Genomic DNA, 26522 nt, shown 5'->3' on the forward strand with positions numbered 1-26522 from the left:
ATACGAGAATTCTTACGCTATAGCTTCATCGCCTCTCCGCGACTCCACGTGGTCCTGCATTGCGCTAAGATTCGCTGAGCGGCGTGGCCGTCCCAGAATGGAATCGGTTTCCGCTCACGTCTCTCGCCGCCAGCGATCAGTTGCAACACACCAGCGCGAAACTTCTTCCAGTCACCAGCGATGAGTGTGTTTGTGCCGCGTGTTAGTGTGATTGGCCGCTCTGTATTATCGCGCAAAGTAAAACAGGGAACGCCCAGGGCCGACGTTTCTTCCTGTAGACCTCCGCTATCCGTGACCACGCAGCGGGCATGGGCCAGCAGGCAAAGAGAATCGAGGTATCCGAGAGGATCGACGAGCCGAACCGATGCGGGGAAAGAAGCCTCTCCGGGGAGGTCTTCCAGTCTTGCACGCGTTCGCGGATGGACGGCAAATACTACGGGCAGACGCTCCGCCAGCCACTTGAGCTGGTCGCAGATCTCCGCCAGCGCTTGCGGGTCGTCGACGTTCGAAGGCCGGTGCAGGGTAACAAAGGCGTAAGCTCCCGGCAGCAGGCCGAAAGTCGACCAGGATCGCAATTCAAGGGCGCGCGGCAGCATGCGGAAGAGCGTATCGATCATCACATTGCCCACCAAATGAATCGCTTCTCTCTGGCGTCCCTCGCGCAGAAGATTCTCGACGCCGGATTCCTCGGTAACAAAGAGCAAATCTGCGATTGCGTCGGTGACGATGCGATTGATTTCCTCCGGCATAGTGCGATCAAATGAACGCAAACCAGCTTCGACGTGCGCTACCGGTATATGTTCCTTGGCTGCCACCAGTGCGCATGCCACGGTCGAATTTACGTCTCCCACGACCATGCACATGTCAGGGCGGTTGCTCTCAATCCAGGTGCCGTATCGTTCCATCACCAGCGCCGTTTGGGCAGCATGGGTGCCGGAACCGCTGCCGAGGTGAGTAATAGGCGTCGGCAGTCCAAGTTCCTTGAAAAAAACCTCAGACATGGCCTCATCGTAGTGTTGGCCCGTGTGCACAAGGCGGAGCAGGAGCTCGGGGAACTCGGATGCTACAGCACAAAGCGCCGCGACCTTCATAAAATTTGGGCGCGCCCCAGCGATAAGGTCAACCTTGATCAATTAGCTCTCCTTCTGACTCGAAACGCCATAGGTTCTACGGTAAGATTCTTCAGCTGCTTCGCGGCCGAGTCTGAGCGCCGCTCTCCGGCAAAGGTCTTCTCGATCTCCAGCGGACAAGGGCGCTAGGAATTCTGGCAGAGATCCAAGTTCAGTCACTAGAGCATTGCCCAGTTCGCGACCGATTTGTACAGATTGCTCGACCGCATCAGTCATGATAACGGGCAGACCTGCGAGACAGTATTCGGCGAACTTGACCGGCGAGGCAACACGGTTGATGGCATCTCTGCGGCGAAGTAGAATACCGAAATCGGCGGCATTCAAAAATCCATTTACATCCGCAATGGTTGCGGAAAGCACGCGCAGGTTTTGTTTGGGGATCCCATCCAGAGCATGATGAGCCGCCTCGCTGTTCGGCGTAACGATAAGAAAGACCGCGCCAGGATCGCTCGCCAGGACTCTTCGAAAAAGTGCAACCGACTCGTCAAAACACTGGAAGAACGAAATCGAACCTGAATAGATCAATACCTTGCTTCCGGGCGCAATTTCGAGTTTGTTGCGGACGGAATTGCGCAACTCCGACGAAAAATGGAAAAGCCGGGACGACGCCACACAGGGAATGATCTCGAATGGCATCCCGGAGGATGCGCCAACGCTGACTGAACGCAAAGCATCACTGACAAAGATAGCCCTCGTGCAGAGTTTTCGTACCGCTGTTCGCTGTACCCGCATGACCATGCACCGGAGGGTTACAAGAACACGTCTGAGCAGACTGGGATTGCTAAGGGAGAGACGATGCTCAGCGACGGTATCCCCGCGACAATCCCAAATCAGCTCAAATCCGAAAAACGGGCGTACCAAACCGCAGATAAAGGCTGAGTAATCCGTGCGCGCGTGGATGAAGCCAGGAGGAAATGAAGCCTTGCGCAATGCTCGCCATAAACGCCAGGTGTTGGCAGCGTCGGACAAAATCAGGCCAAAGCGGGAAGCACGAAAGACGCGGATCCCCACCCCATGCCGAGCAGCAAGAATTGGTGCACGTTCACAGGAGAGCTCATAGTCTTTCTGCGTTAGGGCAAATACCCAGACTTCCATCTCTACGCCAATCGCGCGCATGTCATGAACGTGAACCACGATCTGTGATTCAAAGATCGTTGGCGCAATTTCGTGGAAGACGACAAATAGGCCGCGATGCGTACATTGAACCACGGAGTTACTCTGTGGAGAGTCAGCGATTTGGGCATCAGGCTGCGTCATAACTCGGTCGAAACTCTCCAAATGACGGTTGGTTTAGGCACTCATGCCTTGCGCATGGCCAGATGCAGGGCATCAAGCAGTTGGCGGCGGTTGAATAGCCAACTGACCGCCGTGTAAAGTAGAACTCCCGTGAGCACCAGAAAGCCCAACAGAAGAGCGCGCGAATTAAGATGAAGGACTTTGTCGAGCAATAGAACCACCGCTGCCATGACCAGACTGGCAAAGAGCGGACCTGCCAAAGGCCTAAACAGTTCCCGCAGTCGCATCTTGAGAAGGCGAAGAGAAATGAGCAGGAAGGGAAGGGTCAGCAGGATTGAGGCGATGGCATACGCCGTGGTCACTCCCAAAAGTCCCCAGCGCAGACCTACAACGAAAGCAAAAAGAACAATCACGCCGCTAAACACGCCCCACTTAAACATGACGTCGGTGCGTCCCTTGGTTTGGAGAATGGCGCCGCAGGTGGCTGCCACGGACTCCACCATGCCTATAGGCGCCAGGATACGGATCAAGGGAATAACGCCCGCCCAGTGGGGGCCGAAGACAACAAGGATGAAGGGCTCCGCTAAGACACAGACGCCCGTCATCAGCGGAAACGTAACCAGTGCAATCAGGCCTCCGGTGCGCGCGAACGCAGCCCGGAATCGAGCGTCGTCGTCCTGCATGCATGAGTAAACGGGATACATTACCCGGCTAATTACGGTGGTGACACTCTGCAGTGGATAGAGCATGATGCGATAGGCCAAAGCGTAAATGCCGAGAGGAAAGGGACCCAGGAATCGTCCGATCAGCAGATTGTCCGCGTTACGTATGACGTAATTGAATACATTAAAGCCGGTAAGATTCAGGCTGAAGCTGGTAAGACCAGAGAGCGCGCGCCACGAAAAGGTCATGCTGGGCTTGAATTCCTCAAAAATCCACAGCAGCACCGTCATGAAAGTCGTGCTGGTCAATAGCTGGGCGACCAGAGCCCAAACTCCGAAGCCGGACTTAGCAGTGCTAATGCCGGCAACTGCCCCCGCGAGCACGCTCGTCAATTCCACGCCCGCCAGTATGCGAAACGCGAGCTTCCGCTCCAGAAGCGCCTTGTGAAGATTGCTTAAGCCGGAAATGAAAAAGCCAAGAGCCAGAGCGCGCATGATGCCCGTGAGGGTGGGCTCGCGATAAAAAGCTGCAACTGCGGGGGCAGTGAACACCAGGAGCAATGTACCAAGCATGCCCATGGCAACATTGGCCCAGAAAACGGTGGGGAGCAGCTCCGGGTCAAAAGCACGACTGCGTATCACGGCTGCGGCAGTTCCCAGGTCTTTGAAGATAGTGATGAAGCCGAGAATAACGGCAGCCATTCCCAGGAGCCCGAAGTCGCTGGGAGGCAGCAGACGAGCCAGTACCACCATCGTCAGCAACTGGGCGACCTGCTGTCCGCCTTGGGAGACAAAGTTCCACTTGATTCCCGAGCTGGCAGAAATTCCCAGATTGGATGAAACGGGTATCTCGGAAAGCGGGGGAGCCGGAGGGCTCATCGGGATCTCGGGCAGGTTGGGACGAGAGGTCATTTCTTTACCTGCGCGATCGACGATGCAGCACGCGTCGGAGATCCTGTCCGGTTCGATACGACCTGCGCATAAATCTGCGCCAGTCTCTGTCCCTGTATGCGTGCGTTGAAGTTTTCTTCTATATGCTGTCTGGCTTTTGCCAACTCAGCTTCCCAGTAGCCGGCGCTGTTCACCAGCCTGCGCAACTCGCTGACCAGACCCTCTACATCGTGCTCCGCAGCAAGACGGGTATCTTCAGGGAGAAGATTTGGGATATCGCAGTGGCGCGTAGCGACAATCGGCATACCGCTTGCAGCCATATGGAGGATGCTGACAGGAGCGCCGCCCTCGGTATCGCCATCATCTGCAGTTACACTGGAAGCCATAAAAACGTGATGGCTATATGCTTCCCGCATCAGCTCCGCATAGCTGAGATAGCCAGGCAGACGGGTCCGGGAACGCAACCCGTTCCGATCGAGTGCCTCAAAGATCCACCTCTTTTCATTCTGACTGTTTTCTTCGTGCGTAGCGTCGCCGACCAGGGTCAGATCCACGGCTATTTCGCGGTTTAACACACCAAGTGCGTCGATGGCATCGGGGATACCCTTCTTTTCGCGGAAGGTCGACGCGATCAGAACCGACAGCGGTTCTGCCCGTTTCCAAAGGCGTGGCCGATAAGCAATCTCTTGCACGCGTACGCCCAGGTGATGCACCTGCACTTTTTCTTCAGGGCAACCCAGAGCCGTAATGCAGCCAGCCATGTGCGGTCCCTCGCAGAGAATCCGATCTACGCTTGCGAACAGGTCTAGATAGCGCGTCTTCCAGCTAGGATCTACGGTGGGCAGGTGATTGACATCCAGTCCGTAAAACGTGGTGACGTGACGCACTCCCAGCTTCCTAGCCAATTTCCGATCAACCCAGCCAGTGTTGCCAAAGTGGGAGTGCAATACCTCCACTCCCGTCATTCTGCATATGGATTCTGCATAACCGTGATAGCGTCGTAATCGCATTTTACGTAACACGTCGTCCCAGGATCGGCGCAGTCCGCGAACTTGTTCGAAGCTGTGCAAATGCCCCTCGGGCAGCGGGAATTGATCCAGGTTGGAGACGATTTCACAAAAAACATGGCTGACAATCTCATCGGGCAGCAGGCTGACTTGATCGTAGAGCCAATTCTCGGTCTGAGGCAGCCAGCATGTCACAGATTGCCCAACCGTAAGGTTCGTCATCTCAACCGCGTTTTGCACTGATGTTTATTCTATGTGCTTAAACCGCCCTGCAGCTCGGCCGTCGGAAGTTGGAGATTTCGACTTGCTGCATTCTGTGTCTGGCTCTGTTCGCACGCACGAAAGGCGGTAAATGTAGCGATATGCCCCCCGATCGAGGATCTGAGGGCGTGAAAAGTGCTTCATGCTGAATCGCCTGGACATGAGGACAGCATTGATGCACTGTTGCCAACAGTCAAATGTGATCGAAACATCGTGTTCCGAAATGCATTGGCTGCATGGGTGCAACGTACTGATAGAATTACAAGATGGTGCGGCGACGGTTGGCCTCCGCCGTCCTGAGCGGCGCCTGTGAGGCTGCTACCTAGTATCCTCTAGCCAGCAGCCATCAACTTCCAACCATAGAATGGTCCATCCTCACCACGGAGGAGCTGACGAGATTTGATAATCGGAGAAGGCAATACAACGGCTGTAACATCGCCAGGTCTTTCCAGTGATTGCGATACGGGGCATCAGGAAGACCGCATATCCGTCCTCGATCTGCTCATTTTGTTCTTTGAGCGAAAGCTGGCCATTTTCTGTATAACAGCAGGATTTGCTGTTGTTGCAGTAGTTCTCTCGCTTGTGTGGCCGAAGAGCTACACCGCTACAGTGACCCTGCTTCCTCCGGATCAGAACTCTTCCCTGGAAACCATGATGGCCGCACAGATGGGCGGTGCAATTGGCAGCCTGGCCAGTATGGCCGGCAGCAGTCTTGGGCTCAAGAATCCCAATGACATGTACGTTTCGCTGTTGAGGGGGCAGACTGTGGAAGATGCGATGGTGCAACGCTATGGCCTCATGCAGGAGTTCCATCAAAAATACGTTTCTTCCGCGCGCAAGGTGCTTGATGGCCGAACGACAATCGACAGTGGTGCGAAGGACGGTCTCATCCGTATCTCGGTCGAAGATGCGGATCCGCACCGTTCTGCCGAACTCGCCAATGGCTTTGTCGAGCAGTTCCGCAACCTGTCGGAACATCTAGCCATCACCGCGGCGGCGCGACGCCGCCTTTTTTTCGAACAGCAACTTGGACAGGCCCAGGAGAAGATGACTGCCGCTGAGGAAGCGCTGAAGGAGATGCAGCAAAAATCGGGTCTGATTGAAATCAACAGCCAGTCCAGAGCCCTGATCGAATCAGCGGCTGCGCTCCAGGCCCAAGTCTCCGCGAAAGAAGTAGAGATACAGTCAATGGAAACTTTTGCGACGGGTCAAAATGCACAGTTGATCCAAGCGAAAGAAGAATTGGCAAGTTTGCAAGCGCAGCTGGAGAAGCTGGGGGGGACGGCGGCTGATCCTGATTCGCTGATTATTCCCAAAGGCGCAGTAAGCAAAGACAACCTCGAGTATGTTCGCAAGTTGCGTAATGTCAAATTTGGCGAAGAGGTCTACATGATCATTGACCGTCAGTATGAGCTCGCCAAGCTGGATGAAGCCAAGGAAGGACCGCTCGTCCAGGTGGTCGATCCTGCTCTGCCGCCGGATCTGCGCTCCTCGCCAAAGCGGGGCCTTATGGTTGTCGTGATGACGTTTTTCGGATTTTGGTCTGCCCTCTTCTTCGTGTATGGGCAGTACAGTTGGCAGCGCTGGAAGCTCGATCCGCGTTTTGCGTCCAAGATCGATCGCCTGCGTGCAGCAATTCCATCGAAACGACGCACCGCTTAGCCCGTCTGCCGCTATGAAGGAACATCAGGCTCCCGAAATCGCAATGCCCACCATGGCGGTTTCCTCATGCCTGGCCCCTCCGCACGCGAGAGTTGCGGCGGTCGTCGTTACTTATTTTCCGCAGGAACGCCTCTTGTACCGCCTGGTGAGCAGTATTGCCGATCAGGTAGACGTGATCCTGTTGATCGATAACACCCCGGGGTCTCAGGCACAAGATCCGCGCTCAGCACTGCCGTCATGCAGGGATTTGCGCTATCTCCCCCAGGGCAGAAACCTGGGCGTTGCGTCTGCTTTCAACGTGGGCATCGAAGTGGTCCTCAAGGCAGACTACACACACATCATGATGTTTGATCAGGACAGCATGCTGCCTGCGGGCGGGGTCAAAAACTTACTCCATGCCGAGCAATGTCTTCTCGATCAGGGGCGGCGGGTGGCTGCCGTTGCGCCGCTTTATGTCGACGAAAAGAGCGGTAAGCGCGTTACGCGGGTCTTCTGCAAAGGATTTAAGGTGCATCGGATTCCCATCGCCAGCACGGAAGAGAATCCCGTCGAAACAGATTCAGTCATTTCATCGGGGGCTTTGATCAAAACGAGTATCCTGCGCCAGGTCGGGCCCATGCTCGATCTGCTCTTCATCGATTTTGTGGATACCGAATGGGCGTACCGCGCCAGCGCTCTGGGCCTGTGCTGTTACATCGTCCCGCAGGTCATCATGACACACAGCATTGGAGATCATGCGAAAACCTTGATGGGGAAGACGTTTTATCTGCACAGCGCAACAAGGGACTATTACATCGTCCGCAATACTATCTACCTGCTTAGAGGAAACCGGATGAGCCGGGATTGGCGCCTGGCAAACCTGGTAGCTCTTCCCAAGTACATCATTTCTCGTCTCCTTCTCGCGCCCGGCAAGATGAAACGCTTCTTCTTAATGCTGCGCGCCTTCTATCAGGGTACAGCTGGGTCGATGAGGAACTTAATGTAAGATGACCCCCTACCTCGATCTGTACTTTGTCGTGCTCTGCGGAGTACCCATTGCCTGGATGGGCGACACAGCAACTCGGCGCGGACTTCAGAAGCTTTACTTTGTATTTCTATGGATCGTACTTTCTGTATTTGCAGGGAGCCGGTCGTTATCTGTGGATCGCGACCTGCAAACGTATTTCGAGTGGTTTCAGGCCATCGCCACCAACCAGGCCACTGCTGCGGAATGGCTGCGCGACCCCTCCTTTGGCGTCATCTCGTATTCTCTTTTTCATCTTGGCCTCGGCTTTCGAGCGGTCGTTCTGACGTATGATCTGCTGGCAGTTGGCGCGCTGATGGCGGTAGCGGTCTTCGGCGTCGCGGAACGCTGGAGTACGTTGGCCTTCTATCTCCTGTTCTGCCAGTATTATGCAGTTGCAGAAATGACCGAACTTCGGTCAGCTGTGGCCATCCCTCTCATGACGTTGAGCATCCTCGCAGCCTGCCGGAAGCGATGGCGACTCTCTGCAGTTCTTCTGCTGGTAGCAATTTTCTTTCATTTCTCTGCGATATTGGCCCTGCCGGTCTGCATATTTCTCTTGGCCGGGATACAGTTTCGCTCTCGCCTGTACATTGTGTTCCTGGTCGGCGCGGCTATCGTCGCATATATTGAGCTATCCCCTCTTCTTGCTCTTCTCTCGAATCTCTATCGGCTCTCGGAGTACCTGAATGGGGGCGAAGAGCAAAATGACCTGAAGGCCATCTCCTGGTATGCCTTGCTACATCTGATACCAATTGCAATCGCGGTCTATTCATGGAAAAAGCTGTCTCTGCAGATTCGTGTGGCGGCGCTACTGAGCAGCTTCGCCATGGCCTGTTTCTTTATGCTCAGTTGGAATACTGGCCTCGCCACCCGGCTGCTGTATTTATTCGACCTCTTTTGGATAGTATTGTGGGTCTATGATCTGGACAGGATTGAAGGGGCGCGCACTTATCTCTATACGTTCTTGATGATCGCACTCGGCTTGGCTCTGTACGTCAAATCCCTACAATATCTTTCTCCGTATTCGATCATTCAAATATGACCGTATCCGGGTGGCGGAGATGCGAGTAGCAGAGATGGTAGAACAGACCGATACGAGTCGGAGGCAGGGCATTACGATCGCGGCGGTCGTGGTCTTGTACTATCCCCACGAGGCGATCATTCGCAGGTTGTTGGGGAGCCTCGCTGACCAGGTAGATGTCCTCTATGCCATCGATAACACACCGGGATCAGAGGGGCTATGGCCTTTCGGGCCCGGGCAGAAAGCTTTCTCTGTCACCTATGTTCCCTTGGGGAAGAATCGGGGCCTTGCCGAAGCTCAGAACATCGGAATTGAGATGTGTTTAAGCGGTGGTTATTCTCACGTGCTGTTGCTTGATCAGGATAGCGCCTTGTCTCCTGACATGGTGAACAAGGTATTGGCTGCGGAGCAGACTCTTCGGAAAGCAAACCCAAAAATAGCCGCAGTCGTGCCGCAGATTCTGGATGGAAGAACGGGCCGGCGCCCATGTGCCTATAGATATGGATGGCTTGGCGCACGAAAGCTGTATCGTGATGTGGATTCGAGCACTCCAGTTCAAACGGATTTCTTTATTGCGTCTGGTGCCCTCATCAGGACGGCTGTTTTCCGAGAACTCGGCATGATGCGAAGTGACCTTCTGATCGATCATGTCGATACCGAATGGGCATTGCGTGCACATACTGCCGGATACCGGAGCTATTGTGTTCCCAACGCTACGCTGATCCACAGCCTTGGGGATGGATCCAAGAGGATACTGGGGAAAGATGTATACCTGTACTCGGAGATCCGCTATTACTACCGGCTTCGCAACGAAGTATATTTATCGAAACTCCCAACCATGGGATGGAACTGGAGAGTCTACATTGTTCCGATGATCCCGTACCACTTCGTTCTGTATTCGCTGCTATCGAAGAATCGTCTTCGAGTTGCCCGTCTCTTGATGAAGGCAATATGGGATGGCGTGAATGACAAATTAGGACCTTCACCTGGTTTCTAAATTTAGAAGAGGTACAGAGCCTTTGAATTCGTAAGACGCCAATTTCCGTATGTGCACCGAAGAGGGTTCTGTTGGAGCAGTTTTCCGAACTTGATGGGCCGCCAACCAAAATGAGCGGCGACCACGTGAGCAACAAGATGAAGATCGCGATTCTCGGAACGCGCGGTATCCCGGCTCGCTATGGCGGATTTGAAACTTTCGCTGAAAAGCTATCGATTGGACTGGTGGAACGCGGGTTTGACGTGACCGTGTTTTGCGAATCGGGCGACACTTCAGCACCTGCTACTCTTCACGGCGTGAATCTTCGATATGTGGTGGCTCCTGCGATCGGCTCACTGCAGACGATCCTCTATGATGCGCGGTGCCTATGGGAGGCTCGCAACGGATATGACGTCGCTTATATGCTTGGCTACGGAGCAGCACCTTTATGTTTGATTCCGCGAATTTGGAACACAGAAGTATGGATCAATCCCGATGGACTTGAATGGGCACGCACCAAATGGGGATGGATGGCGCGTACCTATTTCCGAATGATGGAGTGGGCCTCTGTGCGAGTGGCCAATCGCATCATCGCAGATGCCGAGGCAATCGCGGCAAGCATTTCAAGCCGTCATGGGGAACTCAAAGCGTGCAGCGTGATTCCGTATGGCTGCGAGGTCATCGAAATGCCTCCTCCCGTGAAGCCGCTGTTGGAGTGGGACCTTGAACCAAACAGCTATTATTTGCTCGTTTGCCGGCTTGAGCCTGAGAACCATGTGCGGGAGATTCTCGAAGCATTTCAGCGTTCGCATAGTAAGAGGCAATTAATAGTTTTGGGCAATCATCTCTTACAGACCCGGTACGTTGAACAACTGCGCTCTATGCAGGACCCGCGAATCCGTTTGATTGGCGCTGTGTATGATTCTGCAAAACTGACCTGCCTGAGATACTACTGCTTTGCTTATCTGCACGGACATTCAGTGGGGGGAACGAATCCCTCGCTGCTCGAGGCGATGGGCTGTGCCAACCTGGTCTTTGCACACGACAATCCATTTAACCGCGAAACGTTGGGACAATGCGGATTCTATTTTAGGGATCCCCTGGAACTCGCCCAAGCCATCGACCACGCCGAGCACGAAGAGGATGATATTAATCGACTCCGAGAGGCAGCCAAATCGCGCGCGCACACCTACTATCAATGGAAGGACATTATTGACAGGTACGCGACGATGCTAGAACGACCGTCCGCAGAATCCGGCGAGAACCGACATCAGCAACCATAGACCAAAAAGCTCCTTCGTTAATCGATATTTACTAATCCTGGGTTATCGCGAATCCGTCAACTCGTCCACGCGTTGAACGAATTGGCAAGTGCTGAGGTGCATTTCAGGAAAAATCCGGCTGTACAATTCGTTGACGAACTCTTCTTTTTGATTCCACGTGAGACGCTTCGATGCCTTCTGAGAGGCCATAGCCATCTTGTACCGACGGTTCTCATCTAGCCCTATTGATTCGATCGCACGGGCAAAATCGCGGGTAACCTGATCAATCCTGTTAGGGGCGATTTTGATTGCGCAATCGTCATTGACGGCATCTCTGAATCCCATATGGTCAAGGCAAATGACGGGTAGTCCGTGTGCCAATGCTTCGACAATCACAGTCGACGTTGCGTCATATAGACTCGGCTGTACAAAACAATGGCCTGATCTCATGACAGAAAGCACCTCTGAACGCGGAAGCCTTCCGAGAAAGCTGCAGCGTTCGCTAATTCCCAGCCTGTGAGCAAGTGCCTTCCATTCGCCTTGAAGGGGACCATCGCCCACGGCGATCAGTCGCCAATCAAGATCCGAACCTTCGAGTTGGCCAAGCGCAAGCAGTACAAGGTTTAGCGCCTTTCCGGGCTCACAATTCCCGCTCCATACGATCTGTAATGGCTCCCCGCTGATTCTGTGAGCCGGTGCCGCATCTTCCAGTTCCGGCGTACTCACTTCGCATGAGACCGCAACCTCTCTGCCACATAACATATGGATTCTACTCGCCACGCTCGTCGTCGCCGCAAATATGGCCCGAGCTCTGGAGGCCGCAAGTCTCGGTCGTCTAGCCAAATACATGGACCATGCTACCGAAAGATTCTTCAGAATAAAGAAAGGGCGCGCCCTAAATGGCACGGCATTCAAAAGGCGCAGAGGAAAGAACGTTAGTCCGCCAACGGGCCCCCACACAAAGGGCTTACCAAGCTTCCAAAGGTATCCTGGTTCACGGAATCCGATGCAGTTAAGTTGGTGAACCAGATCAAAATCGATTTGCTCGTCCAAGGTCCGAGCGAGACGGTATGCTCTTCGCTGCCAATTCCTGTATATCGCGTAGCCTCGAATCGGATCGAAAAGGAATTCTAATGGCCTGCATTTCCACGGGACGTAGTGAAAACTCACATTTCGCATCACGTCGGGATGTTCACGGAAATATTCCTCCGTGGCCTCTCTGACAGCTTTTCCTTCTCGTTCCGGACCTTCTGTAATCAGCCACACTTTGTGCCGCGACGCGATTGCACGCACATAGTTCCACCCAACCGCAGATTCGGAGCCCTTGAGCGGGCTAAACGCATGCGCGGACACCAGGACTTTGAGTGGTCTCGACTGGGTCACTGATGATCTCCGAAGTGTTGACTCCGCCCGTCAACAATCGTGAAGCTACTCCGACTCAAACCGGTCGCCAAGCACTCGCACAGAATCGGTGGCAAGGTCCCCATTGGAATATCCCGGTTGTTTCGAGAGATGATATTCTTCACGACTTTAGGTGAATGTCTTGATTTTTGTTTTGCTCCGATGAGGTTGATCGAAACGCTTCAGTATAACAATCCTAACCATTCGCTGCTGGAAGCCATGGGGTGCGGCAATCTGATCGATGCCACGATAATCCCTTCAACCGCGAGATCTTGGGTGAATGCGGCGTGGGCTTCGATAATATTGTCAGTTTGACCGAGCCTTCTCTGAACAAGTCCGATACCGACTGCCAGCTCGCGTGGCCTGAAACTGGATCGTCAATCTCGAAAAATTCGTCGTAGAGTGTGAGGGCGGGCGCGCCAGCGTGGGACTATCCATTCTTGAGTTCTGCATCACGTGTTAGTTATCGCGAACAGCCAGCGCGTACAGATCTCTAGGGCTTTCGACCGCTTCCTTTACGCCCAATCCAACATGAGTCAGCATCCTCACCATCAACTCCAAACTAAAAATATGATGATGGAGCGCCCGGTTCTGATAGTTATCAATGCTGCGCGCCCTGAAATCGTCCAAGGTTCCTGCCTGTGGGTCTCTGGACAAATCGTGTAATGCAAAAATCTCGTCAAGGTGGGTCAGGTCGTCCTCAGCTGTACTGTTCTGAAGATCCTGCAGAAGATGCTCAAAAGCAGTGACAGGGCGTCGGTGATCAAAGTTGCTTTTGGGGTTGGGGAGGATAAGAACGATAGCCCCACCAATACGCACGACTCTTTTCCATTCCAGTAATGCCTTCAAGGGATTGGCGATATGCTCCAGGCAATTCGAGGACAGCAGGAAGTCATAGCTTGCCGGTGGTAGGGCGGATAAATCCGTAGTATCGGATATATATTGAATTCCCTTGCGATTGCAAAAATAGTTATAAGTCCTTCCCGCAAGGATTCGTCCTTCCCAGAGGGTGTGCTGGAAAACGTTGACCCCGTCCAGATCGGAAACATAGGGATAGAGAGGTAGGGTAGTCCGAAATTGCGAACTGGGCCCTCCTATCTCAATCCCTCTTTTTCCCTTTACGTAGGATAGGTAGAGTTTGTGTGCGGGCAGGCGCTTGCCGCTATGTTTGAACAAGACGAAAGTGTCCAACATAGACTTTGGGAGCATGTTCCTTATGCGAGCCCTTATCGAAGTATCCACCATGGCATGTGCTCCAAGTTTACCCGACCGCAATGACATCAAGATTGCTTGGAGCGGGTTCAAGATGAGCAAGACCCTGGAGGGATATGTGCTCGCAAGGGAAGTCAGCTATTAAAGTGATCTCTTTCTCCCCGCGAGAATCGAGATTTCTTCTCCGACATCGGTGTAGGTTGAGATTCGCTGCAGATCGATAGAAGGAAACAGCGACTGATAGTAACTTGATGTTCGAAAGAACCAATACTGCCCATCAGGTTTTTGCGCTGTGTTCTCGACGAGAAACAGTAGTCCCCCCGGCTTGAGCACCTCTTCAAGACGTCTAGTTGTAGTTGTCAGCGCCGGTTCCGTTATTCCTCCGAGGACCAAACAAGCCCATACTGCATCAAACTCGATCAAATCCTCCGGGATGATGCCGACAGGTATGACTCGAAAAGTAACATTGGAGGCTGGATGTGCAAGTTGAATAAGTTTCTCGGAAATATCAACTCCCACCGCCGAGCCGTGAACGGTATTCGCAAGATCCTCCGTGAAACGGCCGGGTCCACACCCGAAGTCAAGGACCGTCCGCTCCGATCCCAGCAGTTGCTCCGAGAAAAGCGGGAGGAGAGTCCTCTTTTGCGAGTCGGTAACCTTATCGAACTCAGTTTCGTGATACGCCAGGTTGAGGACGCCATGTCTTCCATGCTTTTTGGCACGCGCTTCCCAATACTTCTTTCCATCGAAGTGCTGGTTATGGCTTGACGCGGGGCGAATTCGCGCAAGAAGGCGCTTAACGATAGAGTACCCGTCTCGTCTCTCGAATAACGTCTTCAACATCGTCGTCAGTCAACTTAGCGGAGAGGGGAAGGCTTACCGTTTCTCTTCCGACGCGGGTCGCTTGGGGAAATTCTTCTGGCTTCCATCCCAGAGTGTGCTGGTAGAAAGGGTGTTCTGTCAAGCTCAGGTAGTGGACACCAACGCCAATATTTCGGGCAGTCATGGCACTAAGGAAGGCATCGCGATCTATTCCGGTTTTCGCTTTATCGACGAGGATAGTATAGAGGTGAAATGCATGGCGAGTGTCGGCTTCCGGATCAGTTGGTAACCCAATTGGAAGGCTCTCGAACGCCGCATTGTAGCGTTGCCAGATCTCTCGGCGCCGTTGCCAATATGCGTCGATTCGCTGCAACTGGTGGATTCCAATCGCCGCCTGCATATCCATCATGTTGTACTTGAAACCGCATTCCACGACCTGGTAGTGCTTATAACCGGAATCGCCAAATCTCTTCCATGCATCTTTAGTCATTCCATGCAAACCGAGGATTTTGATGCGGGCGGCATCTTCCTCCTTCTGTGCTAATACCATCCCGCCTTCGCCCGTCACAATGTTCTTTGTTACGTAAAAACTGAAGCAGCCAAAATCGCCGAACGTGCCACATTTGCGCCCTTTATACTCGGTTTCGATGGCATGGGCGCAATCCTCGATAAGCTTCAGGTTATGGTGCCGCGCAATATCGCAGAGTCGATCCATGTCGCAAGGACGACCGGCAAAATGAACAGGCAATATCGCCCGGGTACGCGCGGTGATCTTGCGCTCCACTTGCTCTGGATCGATATTGAGAGTATCCGGATCGATGTCTGCCAGAACCGGAATTCCGCCCGCATGCAGGATTGCGTTGGCCGTGGCGCAGAAGGTCATGGGAGTTGTAATAACCTCATCGCCAGGCTTGATCCCCGCTGCAAGAATGCTCAGATGCAGCGCGGCCGTGCAGGAATTGAGTGCTACTGCGTTCGACACCCCTTTGTATGCGGCAAAGTCGTGCTCAAACTGCGCCACGCGAGGGCCGGTTCCTAACCAGCCGGATTGCATGACCGAAACCACTTCATCAATTTCAGCTTGTTCAATTAGTGGAGAGCCAAAAATAAGGAATTTTTCTCTTTTGCCATTCGTATGCATAATCGTCCCTATCCTACCACCGCGCTGTGTCCCCCTCTGTCTCTCACATAGCCACGGAGGCCATGAACTCCCAAGCTCAAAACGGAGAAGTTTCTGGGTAATTGGGTCGCACTCAGGCACACGGTATTTTCAACTCCACGGCCACGTGACAACCGAAGTTCGGCGAGCTGCGGCGCAGATCCGCTGCCACGTTCAAACTCACACCGCCGGAGTCGCGCACCCGCTTCGCCTGCGGCTGGGATGACCTTGTAGTGCTTGCCGCGCACAACATGCGTCGCCGAGTAAGGGGTAGTTATTCTTGATGGCCTGCCGGCCGGCGGTTCGCCCAGGTCAGGATTTCGCCTCGGGCCGCGGGGGCAAGCGGGGTTCCCGCCCGCAGATCAATCTCCTGAAGCGAGCGATTCATCCCCGGAAATGCTCAGAACGCTGGAGGGCAAAACGATGGGAGCGGGCGCCTTGGTCTTCAGCCGGCTGCTGTGCATTTCGGCTGGATCAATCTCCAGCACGCTGCAGATCGTTTCGCTATCCCAGCGGCGCATAATTGTGTCGAGAATAAGTTTCAGGTCAGACGTGAACGTTGCACGCGTCATATACTCCCGATCGAGCCGAAACTTGGCCGGAAGAATGACCGTGTGATAGAAGCCGTCCAGACGATGGTTGGGCAGCTGCACGAGAATATGCTCTTCGCGAGCGAATGCAATGGTGGCCGCGCCTGTGATTCCCGGCCGGCATCTGAGTTCGCCCAACTGATGCTCCGGCAGCTTGGGCCTTGGGCCCACCAAGCTCATATTCCCGATCAGCACATTCAAGAGCTGAGGCAACTCATCCAGCTTCCAACGGCGAAGAAAAGGGCCGATCATCGTGAAGGACTGATTGCCCGAGGTCGTAACCTTGCAACGAGCGCCGTTTGCGCGATGCTCCATGGTCCGAAATTTCAAGATCGTGAAGGTGCGGCGGTTCATTCCAGTGCGCTTCTGTTTGAACAGAATCGGCCCCCTCGACGTAAGTCGGACTGCCAGTCCAAGGATCAGAAAGACCGGGAGCAGAAGGGGGAGCGCGAGGAGCACACAACCGATATCGAAAATCCGTTTCAAGCCTGACTGAGACCAACGGCTTGCGCGGTCTTCGACAAGGCACAACGACAAACGAGCGGCAGCTTCCGGCTTTCCGGCAAACAACGCCTTCTGCGTTGTCTTTTTGCCCTCTTGCAGATCGATGGAGCCAGGGGACAGGTTCTTCGAACCGTTCGAGGCAATCACTACATTGGTGCTCAATTAACCCTCCGCAGGTTGAAAGCAATCGATCCAATGCGCAGGACACGCCAAATTGAGCGTGCCGCAAATGAAGTCGTGGCTATGTCGTCAGTTTCCAGCAATCCCGGAACGGGCGTTCCTTGGCCGGGTTAATCACGTAAGATCGGACTTGCACAGCTTCCATGACTGCGGACATAAGGACAACAACTTCCAAAATCTCTGGGTGATTCTACCGAGAGAATAACATCATTGAAGGAAAGATCAGTTACCAGTTTGCGAATATTCGTCCCCGTGGTAACGAGAATCGTGATAACCATCACATTTCAAATACTGGAATGCGCTTGATCGGCTGTTTACTCGCAAAGTACCTTATGCCGGCATAATCCGTACTTATCCCATTTCATTAACGGGACCGTCACAATGCTAAAAACTGTTGACAACCTTGGGTTTGCTGCTGTTCTCGAAATCGCTATTGAAGTTCGACGCGTCCCGCCGAAAGAGCTCGCGATGTGGCTATGGAAGCGTGAACTTTCACGCTGCATGTGCCACTCTGGGTTCCACGGAATCCACAATAAGACTCAGCACGCTTTCGAGCGCGATTTGAATAGCAGGCACCCACGAAACTGGCATCAAACCTGCCTCCTCCGCTACCGCTGGTAACTGAATGCCATGTTAGACTCATGACTATGGTTCCCTCACATCCTGGTGAAAGAAATACCCGGGATTCCCGCGCGATAATGACCATTTTCCGGCCCTTTTTGAGACACAAGATGTCGAGATTCCTTATCGTTTTTCTTCTGGTTGTCTCGCTTGCCGCCTGCCTGAACGCGCAACAGCAGCCGACACAGAGCCCCTATGCCGACCCGACGCAAAACCCGAATCTGGGGGCGCAGGTTCCCGGCTCAGTTGACTGCACAGATCCTTCACAGATCGGTGCGCCCGAGTGTTCTTCGCAAACGCCGGGCGCGGTCCCAAACCAGAATCCTCAAGTGCGTTTCCCCCAAACCGATAGGTTCGGCAATCAGCCTGCGCGACCCAACGGGAACTACTCCGACACGGAACAACTGAACCGGCAACAATTCCAAAGGGGTCAAACCCAGGAGCAGCGTCAGCTGGCGCCCCTCACGGAATTCCAGAAGTTCGTCGCCTCGACTACCGGTCAGGTCCTTCCCATCTACGGGGCAAACCTGTTCCAACGGGTTCCTTCGACCTTTGCTCCCGTTGATTTGACCCCGGTGCCTCCTGATTTTGTGATAGGCCCAGGAGACGAGCTTCGCATTCGCGTCTGGGGGCAGCTGAGCTTTCAGGCAAATGTTCGCGTGGATCGTTCCGGAGATATCTATCTTCCCCAGGTTGGTCCGGTTCATGTTGCTTCCGTTCCATTCGCTGAACTCGACGGTCATCTGCGATCCGCGATTGGCCGCGTCTTTCATAACTTTGACCTAACGGTCGATCTCGGCCAGATCCGCTCGATCCAGATATACCTTGCCGGAGAGGCGTTTACTCCCGGCGTCTATACCGTCAGTTCGCTCAGCACTCTGGTGGACGCGCTCTTTGCCGGCGGCGGACCCAATTCGCAGGGTTCTCTCCGCAATATTGAGCTACGCCGAGGCAGCCAGATCGTTACTCACTTTGACCTGTATGATCTGCTGGTTCGCGGCTATAACACGACCGATGCCAAGCTCCTGTCGGGCGATGTTATCTATATTCCGCCGGTCGGCCCGCAGGTTGCCATCACGGGCAGCATCAAGAGTCCGGCAATCTACGAGCTGCTTCCTGGGGAGCCCCTCTCCGCGGCTCTCAATAATGCGGGGGGCGTTTCGACGGTAGCTTCCGCGGCTCGCATTTCTGTGGAACGGATCGAGGACCACAACGAACGCCAGGCCATGGAGATTGCATACGACAAGAGTGGACTTGAGACTCCACTCGCCGACGGCGACATCCTGCGCATTTTTTCAATCGTGCCGCGCTATGGCAAAACCGTTGTCCTCCGCGGTAACCTCGCGACCCCAGGAAGATTCGCATGGCATCCCGGAATGCGGCTCAGTGAACTCATACCGGATAAGGACTCGCTGGTGACACGGGACTACTGGTGGAAGCGGACGCAGCTTGGTTTGCCAGCTCCGGAGTTTGAGCCGACGCCTGGATTCCAGAATCTTAGACAGCCCTTCGATGGCAACGCCGTGTCACTCAAGCCGCCTGTGCAGGACGAACAAAGATCCCCGAATGACATTCAGGATTCGCAGCAGGATCGGTCGGGTTATTCGCAACAGGATCGGTCGGGTTATTCGCAGCAGGATCGGAACCTGGCTGCTCAGCAGCGGGGGTCGAGTTCCTCGCTGGGAGCGCAGCAGTCCTCAATGCAACAGCCCCGGCCCGCGCAGCGCACGACCGTCCGCCTTCTCGCTCCCGACATCGATTGGGACTATGCGACGGTAGAGCGTATCGATCCAGAGACACTGAAAACAACGCTGATCCCCTTTGATCTCGGTGGCCTTGTCCTCAAACACGACGCCACACAGGATCTCGAGTTGAAGAGTGGCGACATTGTCTCTATCTTCTCCGAGGCTGACATTCATGTACCTCTCGCGGAACAGACAAAGCTCGTTACCCTGGACGGCGAGTTCGTGCACTCCGGCGTATACAGTGTGCGGCCGGACGAAACCCTGAAGGAACTCGTGGAACGCGCCGGCGGCATTTCGCCCAAGGCCTATCTCTACGGTTCAGAGTTCACTCGCGAATCAGTCCGCGCCATTCAGCAAGCCCGTATCGATGAGTACGTGCAGACTCTGCAGATGCGCATCCAGCGGTCGAACCTCGCGCTGGCATCGTCCTCCACGTCCACTCCGCAGGACATCGCCAGTGGCACAGCCGCGCAGAGCAGCGAGCGCGATCTGCTTTCCGCGCTTCGCCAGATCCGCGCCACGGGCAGAATCGTTTTGACGCTCAAACCCGACAGCACCGGCACGGGCAGCCTTCCTGAAATGACCATGGAGAACGGCGACCGCTTTGTCATTCCGCCGGTTCCGGCAGTCGTGAGCGTCATTGGCGCGGTGTATAACCAGAATTCCTTTTTGTATGTGCAGGGGCGACGCGTTGGCGCATACCTGCTGCAGGCCGGCGGACCGAATCGGGAAGCGGACCGAAAACATGCGTTCATCATCCGCGCCAATGGCGACGTTATCAGCCGCGATGCGGGCAAGTCTATCTGGGTTGATGAATTCGCTAAATTGCGTCTCGACCCCGGAGATACGATCGTAGTTCCAGAAAAGACTTTCAGACCGTCAGCCCTGCGCGGTGTGCTCGACTGGACGCAGGTTTTCTCGCAATTAGCACTGGGTGCCGCGGCGATCAACGTAATTCACTAGGGTTGAATCGGGAACTCTCTCGGATGGCGCATGATTCTTCCGGGAAGAACCTTTTTCGCGCTTAGTCCCTTGGCGTGCCTAGCGGGTGCGAGATATCGAACGTCGAGAATTGCCGGTTCTGTCCGGTGATCTCGGAGCGCAGTTCGAGCCAGAGCTCATTCGGAATCTTGAGGTAGACCTCAACCACCGCAGGATCAAACTGCGTGCCCGAGCAGCGGATAATCTCTTCCCGTGCGGCGTCAAAGGTGCGCGCCTGGCGATACGGCCGGTCGCTGGTGATGGCATCGAGCGTGTCAGCCACCGCAAATATGCGCGCGCCCACAGGGATCGCCGAACCCTTCAGCGAACTCGGATAACCCGTCCCATCGTAGTGTTCCTGGTGTGTGAAGACGATCTCGGCGGCTTCGGCGAGAAAAGGAATCTTGCGCAGCATCTGGTAGCCGCGCGCGCAGTGTTCGCGCATGACCTCCTGCTCCTCGGGGCTGAGCTTGCCTGGCTTGCGCAGAATGTCGTCGGGAATCGCCATCTTGCCAATGTCGTGGAGAAAGGCGCCGCGTGCAATAACTTTGATCTCGGCCGGCGAGATGCCCATCGCTCGGGCCAGCGCGATCGTGTAAGCCGTAACGCGCTTGGAGTGGCCCTCCGTCTCGGAATCCTTCAGGTCGAGCGCATCGCCGAGTGCCTCGAGCGTCACATCGTAGGAGTGCTCCAGGTCTTCCATCGCCTGGCGCAGCATCTCGGTTCGTGCCCTTACCACTTGTTCCAGATTCTGCTGGTAGGTGCGGCTCTCCTGCAAAGCCTGCCGATGCTCGAGCGCGCGCTGTACCGTGGCCACCAGGTGTTCGCGTTCGAAAGGCTTCAGAAGATAGTCGTACGCGCCGCGACGCATTGAGTCGATTGCCACACTGATGTCGTGAATGGCCGTGACCATGATGACGGGCAGATTCGGATTCTGTGCGTGAATGCGCTCCAGAAGAGCCAGTCCGTTGCCTTCCTGCATCACGATGTCCGTCAGGATTAGCTCAAAACCGTCCTGGTCAATTGCTTCCAGGGCTTCGCGTCCACCCGACGCCACCAGGACCTCGTATCCCTGACGCTCAAGCGTAGCGGAGATCATCGAGCGAACGTGAGCCTCGTCATCCACCACGAGGATGCGTGCCGACTTGCGCGCCTTCAGGTTCGCGCGGGTGTCCGCATTTGCCACAAGCCACGCCGACGGCGATGCGTCCTGCCCTTGCAGCTGCGACGCCAACCCTGCTTCTGTCCCGGTTTCCCGCCAGTGCTCAGTCCATCTGCGGCGGGGCAATCCTCTTAATTTAGGTACTAGCATTTCTCACAATGGGAAGCTCTCTCTTCAGAGAGATACATCGTCGCAGATCGCACGATAAATAGGAGATTTCCGAAAAATTCACGACGGAATCCTCCCGCGGAGGGATTGGTATCGGCCTATCCCGTATTCATTTCAACGCATCAACCGATAAAACTCTGTGAACGTAACAAAAACTTACGCTTACCCAGCCAGTGGCGCAAGTCCTCCGTTGCAAAGTACCAAAGTACTAAAGTGTTATACATTTCTGTAGAATCTGTCCGCTACCGTACACAAAACTTTGGGCCGGATCACAGTGAAGGTCTACGGGTCTCGCCGTCTCGCCCCCGCAGGTCTACTTCTGCTCCTCCTCCTCCCTGCGCGCGCGTCGGGCCGCGGCCCATCCTTCCTTGGTCACCTGCCGGGAACGTCCCACAGCCAGCGCCCCCGACGGCACATTTCGCGTGATACACGAGCCGGCACCAATATACGCTCCGTCGCCGATCTCGATTGGCGCCACCAGTGTCGAATCGCTGCCGATGAACGAGCCTTGGCCGATGCGCGTGACGTGCTTATGCACCCCGTCGTAATTGCAGGTAATCACGCCCGCACCGATGTTTGTGCCAGCGCCCACTTCAGCGTCGCCTAGATAAGTGAGGTGATTGGCCTTCGCGCCTTTGCCCAGTTTCGCCTTCTTCGTCTCGACAAAGTTGCCCACATGCGCGTCCTGTCCGATCTCGCTCCCCGGACGCAGGTGTGCGAACGGCCCAATCCGTGCTCCATCGGCCACCGTGCTTTCACTCAGAACACATCCTTGCCGAACCAGGACATCGTTGCCCAAAGTGCAGTTCTCAATTACGGAATAGGAACGTATGCGGCAATCCGTACCGATTCGTGTTGAACCGAGCAATTGCACAAATGGCTCAATGATCGTGTCCGGTTCGACCTGCACTTCGGCGTCGATCACGCACGTCTCCGGCCGAAATATGGTGACCCCTGCAGCCATCAAGCGATTGGCAGTGGCCGCACGAATGCTTGCGTCAAGCGCGGCAAGTTCAGCAATCGTGTTGACGCCCAGCACCTCCGTCGCGTTGACAGCCTTCAGTGCCGCGACCTTCTCGCCGGCCGAATGTAGCAGTGCCACCATGTCAGTAAGGTAGAACTCGCCATGGGCGTTGTTGTTGGTAAGTTTATCCAGGTGCCTCAACAGAGGACCCACCTTGAATGCATAAATTCCCGAATTGATCTCGCGAACTGATTCCTGCTCCGGCTTCAGAGCCTTCTGCTCCACGATGGCATCGACCTCCGCCCGATCCGGCGAGTGGCGAATAATTCGGCCATAGCCCGCTGGATCCTCCTGCACGGCAGTCAGAATCGTCATCGACGCACCTTCCGCCAGGTGAAGCGTCATCAGGTGCTGCAGCGTATCTGCCTGGATGAGCGGCACGTCGCCGGAAAGAACAAGGATGTGCTCGTATCCTCCAATCGCTTCTCGAGCGCACTGGATGGCGTGCCCCGTTCCGCGTTGTTCCTTCTGTTCGATGAAGCGCACATCGGTTCCCGATACCGCTTCGCGCACGCGCTCTGCCTGGTGCCCGATGATCGCGAAGATATCCTCGGCTTCCGCCAGCTTGCCCGCGGTTGCGATCACATGGCTCAGCAGGGGCTTGCCGCCAACCTCGTGAAGCACTTTCGGCCGACGCGATCTCAGCCGCGTGCCTTTGCCGGCGGCCATGATTACGACCGCCAGCTTCGGTGTTGACCGTTTTGACTTGCCCGCTTCCTTGCTCACTCTTGTCCTTCCGCCCCGCCGCTCTTGTTGTTTGGTGCGCCGGGAATCGTGATGTCAATCTTGTGCAGCGGTCCCATTTTCAATTCATCCAGCCCCGGCTTGATCTCCGGACCGTTGCCAACCACCAGCACAGCGTACGTATCCGGATGAATGTACTTCTTCGCTGCCACATTCAGATCGGCGACCGTGACCTTTTCCAGCGCTGCCTTGTAAGTCTCGAGATAATCCGGCGGATATCCGTAAAACTCCAAACGCACCCGCTCCGCGAGCACCTTGTCCTTGGTGTCATAGCGGAACAGGAACGAATTCAGGATATTGTCCTTGGCGCGCTTCAGTTCCTCCTCGGTGAACGGCTGCGTGGTCAAACCGTCGAGCACCTTGTAGGTTTGCTGAATTGCCTCGACCGTCGTTGCGCTCTGCGTCAATACCACCGCCTGGAAAGTAGCCGGATGATCCCAGCCGAACGCCAGCCCTCCCCCAACTTCGTACGCAAGACCGAGCTGCGTGCGCACTTTCTGGAAGAGCCTGCTCGCAAAGCCGCCCGCGAACACATCATTCATCATCGCGATGCTGGGCACATCAGGATCGTGCCGGTCGATTCCCAGCCCCACGATCTCAACATTGGATTGATTCACATCTGCTTTATCGATGAAATAGACGCCTGGAGTCGGCCCATGAAACACTTCGTGCCGCGCCGGATTGGGCCGCGCCTGCGGCAGGCTCTCGAACGTCGCCCGCAGCCTGGCTTCCATCGCGGCAGAGTCAAAGTCGCCGCTCACACTAATGATGAGCTTTCCGCCGATGGAGTGGTCGTGCCATGCCTGCAGATCGGCCACCGAAACTTTCCCGATGGTCGACAACTCCGGTTGCCGCGCATACGGGCTGTCGGCTCCATACACCAGCCTGGCAGCTTCGCGCCCCGCAATTTGTCCCTCGTCATCGTTGCGCCGTACGATTCCCGTCGCAGTTTGTTGCTGCGCTAGTTGCAGCTTCTGTTCGTCAAACTTCGGATGGAAAAGCAGGTCCATCGCCAGGTCATAGACCTGGTTGGTATCCGCCTTCAGCGAATCCCAGGAGACCGCGGTTGAATCTTCATCTCCCCCGGTTTCGACGTGCGCTGCCTTCGACTCCAGCAGATCGTCCATCGCGTCGCCGCTCATCTTCCCCGTGCCGCTCGTCCGCCATGTCTGCCCGTAGAGATCGATCAGCCCGCACTTCGCCGCATCTTCGTCGCGCGAACCTCCGGGAATCAGGACCGATCCGGAAACAAATGGCAGTTCATGATCCTCTTGCAAAAAGAGCACGATGCCATTCTTCAACTCGATCCGCTTCGGCTGTTGCGGTTTGAAATCATGCAGGCGCGGAATGGGAATCTTCTCCCAGGGCTTGCTCTGCTGCGCGCCAGCAAGAGCCGGAACGAGCGGCAACAGAATTGTCACGCTAAGAAATGCAATTCTCCCAAAGGATATTTTGGATCGACGCGACTCTACTGGTGCGATATGCCGGGAGCCCAACTCTTCACTGTTCACTGTCGACTGTCCACTGTTGAGCCTCACTGTGCGCCTCCGTCGTTCTTCGCCGGCGCTGCCGGAGCCTGCGTCTCGATCTCGGCCGAGGTCCGGTTTGAGGCGACGAACACCTCGTTCGCAACGCGCCGGATATCCGCCTTCGTCACCTTGTCCACGCGATCAAGCTGCCGAAAGAGTTCGCGCCAGTCGCCGTAGCGGGTCTGAGACTCGGCAAGAGCATTCGCCAGGCCCTGGTTGTCCGCGAGTCCGCGCAGTAGATCCGCCCGCGTGCGTGTCTTGTACATCGCAAGCTCGGCATCGGTGACATCGGCCGTCTTCAGCTTTTCAATCTCCTTGTGAATTGCGCTCGCCATCTCCGCATCGGTGTGGCCGGGGAGCGGGAGTGCGCCGAATGTGAAGAGATTGGGGTATTTGTCGCCGGGATAATTACTGGATCCCGCTGCTGCTGCGGCAATCTGCTGGTCGCGTACAAGACTTCGATAGAGACGCGAGACCCGGCCGTTTGACAGGATGTCGCTGATCGCGTCATACACTGCATCGTCGGGGCTGCGATAGTCCGGACGATGATACGCCTCAAAATAAATGGGCTGGCTGGGATCCCTGATGATGACCGACTTTTCGGCAAACTGCTTCGGCTCGACCGTCGTCATCTCCAGCGGCTTCGGTCCAGCGGGAATCTTGCTGAAGTACTTCTCCAGGATGGGCATCGCCTCCGTAGCTTTTACATCGCCCACCACGGCAATCACGATGTTCGATCCCACGTAATACTTCTTGTGAAAAGCCATCGCCTCCGACGCTGTAATCTGGCTGACTTCGCTAGGCCAGCCGATCCCGGTCCGCCCGTAGTTGTGCGCGACATACGCAGTTGCAGCCAGCTGTTCGAGTAGCCGGCCCTGGGGGTTGGAGTCGATACTCATCCGCCGCTCTTCCAGCACTACCGATCTCTCCTTGTAGAACTCGCGCGGAACCGTGTCTGCCAACCGGCTGCTCTCCAGCCACGCCCACAGCTCAAGCCGATTCTCCGGCATCGACCAGTAGAACATCGTGTCGTCCAAACCCGTTTCGGCATTCAGCCCGTGTGCGCCGTTGCGCTCCGCTACATCGGTGAACTGGTTCGGGACGACGAATTTCTCCGCTGCCGCCTGTGCCTTGGTGAAGGCCGCTTCCAACTCTTTCAGTTTTTCGGGGTTGCTTCCCTTTGGATTGCGCTTTTCTGTTTCGACCGCGTCGTCCGCTGTTTCCACGTTCGCCAGGGCCGCCTTTTCCGCCGCATAATCCGTAGTCCCGATCTGGCTTGTGCCCTTGAACGCCAAGTGCTCAAACATGTGCGCCAGCCCGCTCTCGCCGAAGGGATCGTTCACATCACCCGCGTCCACAAAAGTGCTGTAACTGAAAACCGGCGCCTCCGGTCTCTCGCAGATCAAAATTGTGAGTCCATTCGGCAGCACTTTCGTCGTGATCCGCTGCTCGAAACTTTTCAGATCCTGCGCCGTACTGGCCAGGCAGGCCAAAAACAAGGCCGCAAAGACGGCTGCCACCGCGAGCCGTCCCGGCAAATTCCTTGACATCGTTACTCCTCCGGGT

Annotated in this window: 20 protein-coding genes; 7 read left to right on the plus strand and 13 right to left on the minus strand. The window is 55.3% G+C overall.

Features of this window, described 5'->3' with window-relative positions; all coding sequences use genetic code 11:
* Positions 1-17 precede the first annotated feature (17 nt).
* From wecB to VK574_RS13980, 4 genes are read right to left on the minus strand one after another with little or no spacing between them, the layout of a single operon-like run.
* The gene (gene wecB / locus VK574_RS13965) at positions 18-1133 is read right to left on the minus strand and encodes a non-hydrolyzing UDP-N-acetylglucosamine 2-epimerase (protein ID WP_472800457.1); all 1116 of its coding nucleotides are present in this window, start codon (positions 1131-1133) and stop codon (positions 18-20) included.
* Positions 1134-2387 (minus strand): glycosyltransferase family protein, encoded by a 1254-nt coding sequence (locus VK574_RS13970; protein WP_472800458.1) that lies wholly within the window; start codon positions 2385-2387, stop codon positions 1134-1136. It lies immediately after the preceding gene.
* Between the two features lie 41 nt (positions 2388-2428).
* Entirely contained in the window at positions 2429-3940 is a 1512-nt protein-coding gene (locus tag VK574_RS13975) for an MOP flippase family protein (protein ID WP_472800459.1), read from the minus strand.
* Complete coding sequence (locus tag VK574_RS13980) at positions 3937-5148, minus strand: glycosyltransferase (RefSeq protein WP_472800460.1); 1212 nt, start codon at positions 5146-5148, stop codon at positions 3937-3939. The genes VK574_RS13975 and VK574_RS13980 overlap by 4 nt, the downstream gene beginning before the upstream one ends.
* Positions 5149-5586: 438 nt before the next feature.
* On the opposite strand from VK574_RS13980, the gene VK574_RS13985 reads away from it, so the two are divergent.
* The 5 genes from VK574_RS13985 (at position 5587) to VK574_RS14005 (ending at position 11135) form a co-directional block, all read left to right on the plus strand.
* The gene (locus VK574_RS13985) at positions 5587-6849 is read left to right on the plus strand and encodes a GumC family protein (protein ID WP_472800461.1); all 1263 of its coding nucleotides are present in this window, start codon (positions 5587-5589) and stop codon (positions 6847-6849) included.
* A gap of 43 nt (positions 6850-6892) precedes the next feature.
* On the plus strand, positions 6893-7834 hold the full coding sequence (locus VK574_RS13990) for a glycosyltransferase family 2 protein (protein WP_472800462.1): 942 nt from the start codon (positions 6893-6895) through the stop codon (positions 7832-7834).
* Between the two features lies 1 nt (position 7835).
* Complete coding sequence (locus VK574_RS13995; protein ID WP_472800463.1) at positions 7836-8897, plus strand: EpsG family protein; 1062 nt, start codon at positions 7836-7838, stop codon at positions 8895-8897.
* Between the two features lie 34 nt (positions 8898-8931).
* Positions 8932-9873 carry a glycosyltransferase family 2 protein gene (locus VK574_RS14000; RefSeq protein ID WP_472800464.1) on the plus strand — a complete coding sequence of 314 codons (942 nt, stop codon included), beginning with the start codon at positions 8932-8934 and terminating at the stop codon, positions 9871-9873.
* Between the two features lie 71 nt (positions 9874-9944).
* On the plus strand, positions 9945-11135 hold the full coding sequence (locus VK574_RS14005) for a DUF1972 domain-containing protein (RefSeq protein ID WP_472800465.1): 1191 nt from the start codon (positions 9945-9947) through the stop codon (positions 11133-11135).
* 42 nt (positions 11136-11177) lie between these two features.
* Here the strand turns inward: VK574_RS14005 and VK574_RS14010 are convergent, their stop codons facing one another.
* Both VK574_RS14010 and VK574_RS14015 read right to left on the minus strand, forming a co-directional pair.
* Positions 11178-11840 (minus strand): glycosyltransferase, encoded by a 663-nt coding sequence (locus VK574_RS14010; RefSeq protein ID WP_472800466.1) that lies wholly within the window; start codon positions 11838-11840, stop codon positions 11178-11180.
* A gap of 1134 nt (positions 11841-12974) precedes the next feature.
* A complete protein-coding gene (locus VK574_RS14015; protein WP_472800467.1) occupies positions 12975-13709 on the minus strand; it encodes a methyltransferase domain-containing protein in 735 nt (244 codons plus the stop codon).
* Positions 13710-13731: 22 nt separating this feature from the next.
* On the opposite strand from VK574_RS14015, the gene VK574_RS14020 reads away from it, so the two are divergent.
* Positions 13732-13872: a hypothetical protein gene (locus VK574_RS14020; protein ID WP_472800468.1), complete on the plus strand. Its 141-nt coding sequence runs from the start codon at positions 13732-13734 to the stop codon at positions 13870-13872.
* Here the strand turns inward: VK574_RS14020 and VK574_RS14025 are convergent.
* From VK574_RS14025 to VK574_RS14035, 3 genes are all read right to left on the minus strand, one after another.
* On the minus strand, positions 13869-14570 hold the full coding sequence (locus tag VK574_RS14025; protein WP_472800469.1) for a class I SAM-dependent methyltransferase: 702 nt from the start codon (positions 14568-14570) through the stop codon (positions 13869-13871). The two genes, VK574_RS14020 and VK574_RS14025, sit on opposite strands and share 4 nt — an antisense overlap.
* On the minus strand, positions 14524-15690 hold the full coding sequence (locus VK574_RS14030; RefSeq protein ID WP_472800470.1) for a DegT/DnrJ/EryC1/StrS family aminotransferase: 1167 nt from the start codon (positions 15688-15690) through the stop codon (positions 14524-14526). The genes VK574_RS14025 and VK574_RS14030 overlap by 47 nt, the downstream gene beginning before the upstream one ends.
* Positions 15691-16070: 380 nt before the next feature.
* Positions 16071-16964 (minus strand): sugar transferase, encoded by an 894-nt coding sequence (locus VK574_RS14035; RefSeq protein WP_472800471.1) that lies wholly within the window; start codon positions 16962-16964, stop codon positions 16071-16073.
* A 749-nt stretch (positions 16965-17713) separates the two neighbouring features.
* Between VK574_RS14035 and VK574_RS14040 the strand changes: the two genes are divergently transcribed.
* On the plus strand, positions 17714-20311 hold the full coding sequence (locus tag VK574_RS14040; protein ID WP_472800472.1) for an SLBB domain-containing protein: 2598 nt from the start codon (positions 17714-17716) through the stop codon (positions 20309-20311).
* Positions 20312-20372: 61 nt separating this feature from the next.
* On the opposite strand, the gene VK574_RS14045 is transcribed toward VK574_RS14040, so the two are convergent.
* From VK574_RS14045 to VK574_RS14060, 4 genes are all read right to left on the minus strand, one after another.
* Positions 20373-21617, minus strand: a complete 1245-nt coding sequence (locus VK574_RS14045) for an HD domain-containing phosphohydrolase (RefSeq protein ID WP_472800473.1) — start codon at positions 21615-21617, stop codon at positions 20373-20375.
* Positions 21618-21972: 355 nt separating this feature from the next.
* On the minus strand, positions 21973-23409 hold the full coding sequence (glmU, locus tag VK574_RS14050; protein ID WP_472800474.1) for a bifunctional UDP-N-acetylglucosamine diphosphorylase/glucosamine-1-phosphate N-acetyltransferase GlmU: 1437 nt from the start codon (positions 23407-23409) through the stop codon (positions 21973-21975).
* On the minus strand, positions 23406-24848 hold the full coding sequence (locus VK574_RS14055) for a M16 family metallopeptidase (RefSeq protein WP_472800475.1): 1443 nt from the start codon (positions 24846-24848) through the stop codon (positions 23406-23408). Before VK574_RS14055 ends, glmU begins: the two co-directional genes overlap by 4 nt.
* A gap of 113 nt (positions 24849-24961) precedes the next feature.
* On the minus strand, positions 24962-26506 hold the full coding sequence (locus VK574_RS14060) for a M16 family metallopeptidase (protein WP_472800476.1): 1545 nt from the start codon (positions 26504-26506) through the stop codon (positions 24962-24964).
* Between the last annotated feature and the right edge of the window lie 16 nt (positions 26507-26522).

This window comes from Occallatibacter sp. (assembly GCF_035317045.1).
Classification (GTDB): Bacteria; Acidobacteriota; Terriglobia; order Terriglobales; family Acidobacteriaceae; genus Telmatobacter.

Coding starts and splice junctions, on each gene's coding strand:
- VK574_RS13970 (WP_472800458.1), bottom strand. CDS start 2,387: ATGACGCAGCCTGATGCCCAAATCGCTGACTCTCCACAGAGTAACTCC.
- VK574_RS13975 (WP_472800459.1), bottom strand. CDS start 3,940: ATGACCTCTCGTCCCAACCTGCCCGAGATCCCGATGAGCCCTCCGGCT.
- VK574_RS13980 (WP_472800460.1), bottom strand. CDS start 5,148: ATGACGAACCTTACGGTTGGGCAATCTGTGACATGCTGGCTGCCTCAG.
- VK574_RS13990 (WP_472800462.1), top strand. CDS start 6,893: ATGCCCACCATGGCGGTTTCCTCATGCCTGGCCCCTCCGCACGCGAGA.
- VK574_RS13995 (WP_472800463.1), top strand. CDS start 7,836: ATGACCCCCTACCTCGATCTGTACTTTGTCGTGCTCTGCGGAGTACCC.
- VK574_RS14000 (WP_472800464.1), top strand. CDS start 8,932: ATGGTAGAACAGACCGATACGAGTCGGAGGCAGGGCATTACGATCGCG.
- VK574_RS14015 (WP_472800467.1), bottom strand. CDS start 13,709: ATGTTGGACACTTTCGTCTTGTTCAAACATAGCGGCAAGCGCCTGCCC.
- VK574_RS14020 (WP_472800468.1), top strand. CDS start 13,732: ATGCGAGCCCTTATCGAAGTATCCACCATGGCATGTGCTCCAAGTTTA.
- VK574_RS14025 (WP_472800469.1), bottom strand. CDS start 14,570: ATGTTGAAGACGTTATTCGAGAGACGAGACGGGTACTCTATCGTTAAG.
- VK574_RS14030 (WP_472800470.1), bottom strand. CDS start 15,690: ATGCATACGAATGGCAAAAGAGAAAAATTCCTTATTTTTGGCTCTCCA.
- VK574_RS14040 (WP_472800472.1), top strand. CDS start 17,714: ATGTCGAGATTCCTTATCGTTTTTCTTCTGGTTGTCTCGCTTGCCGCC.
- VK574_RS14060 (WP_472800476.1), bottom strand. CDS start 26,506: ATGTCAAGGAATTTGCCGGGACGGCTCGCGGTGGCAGCCGTCTTTGCG.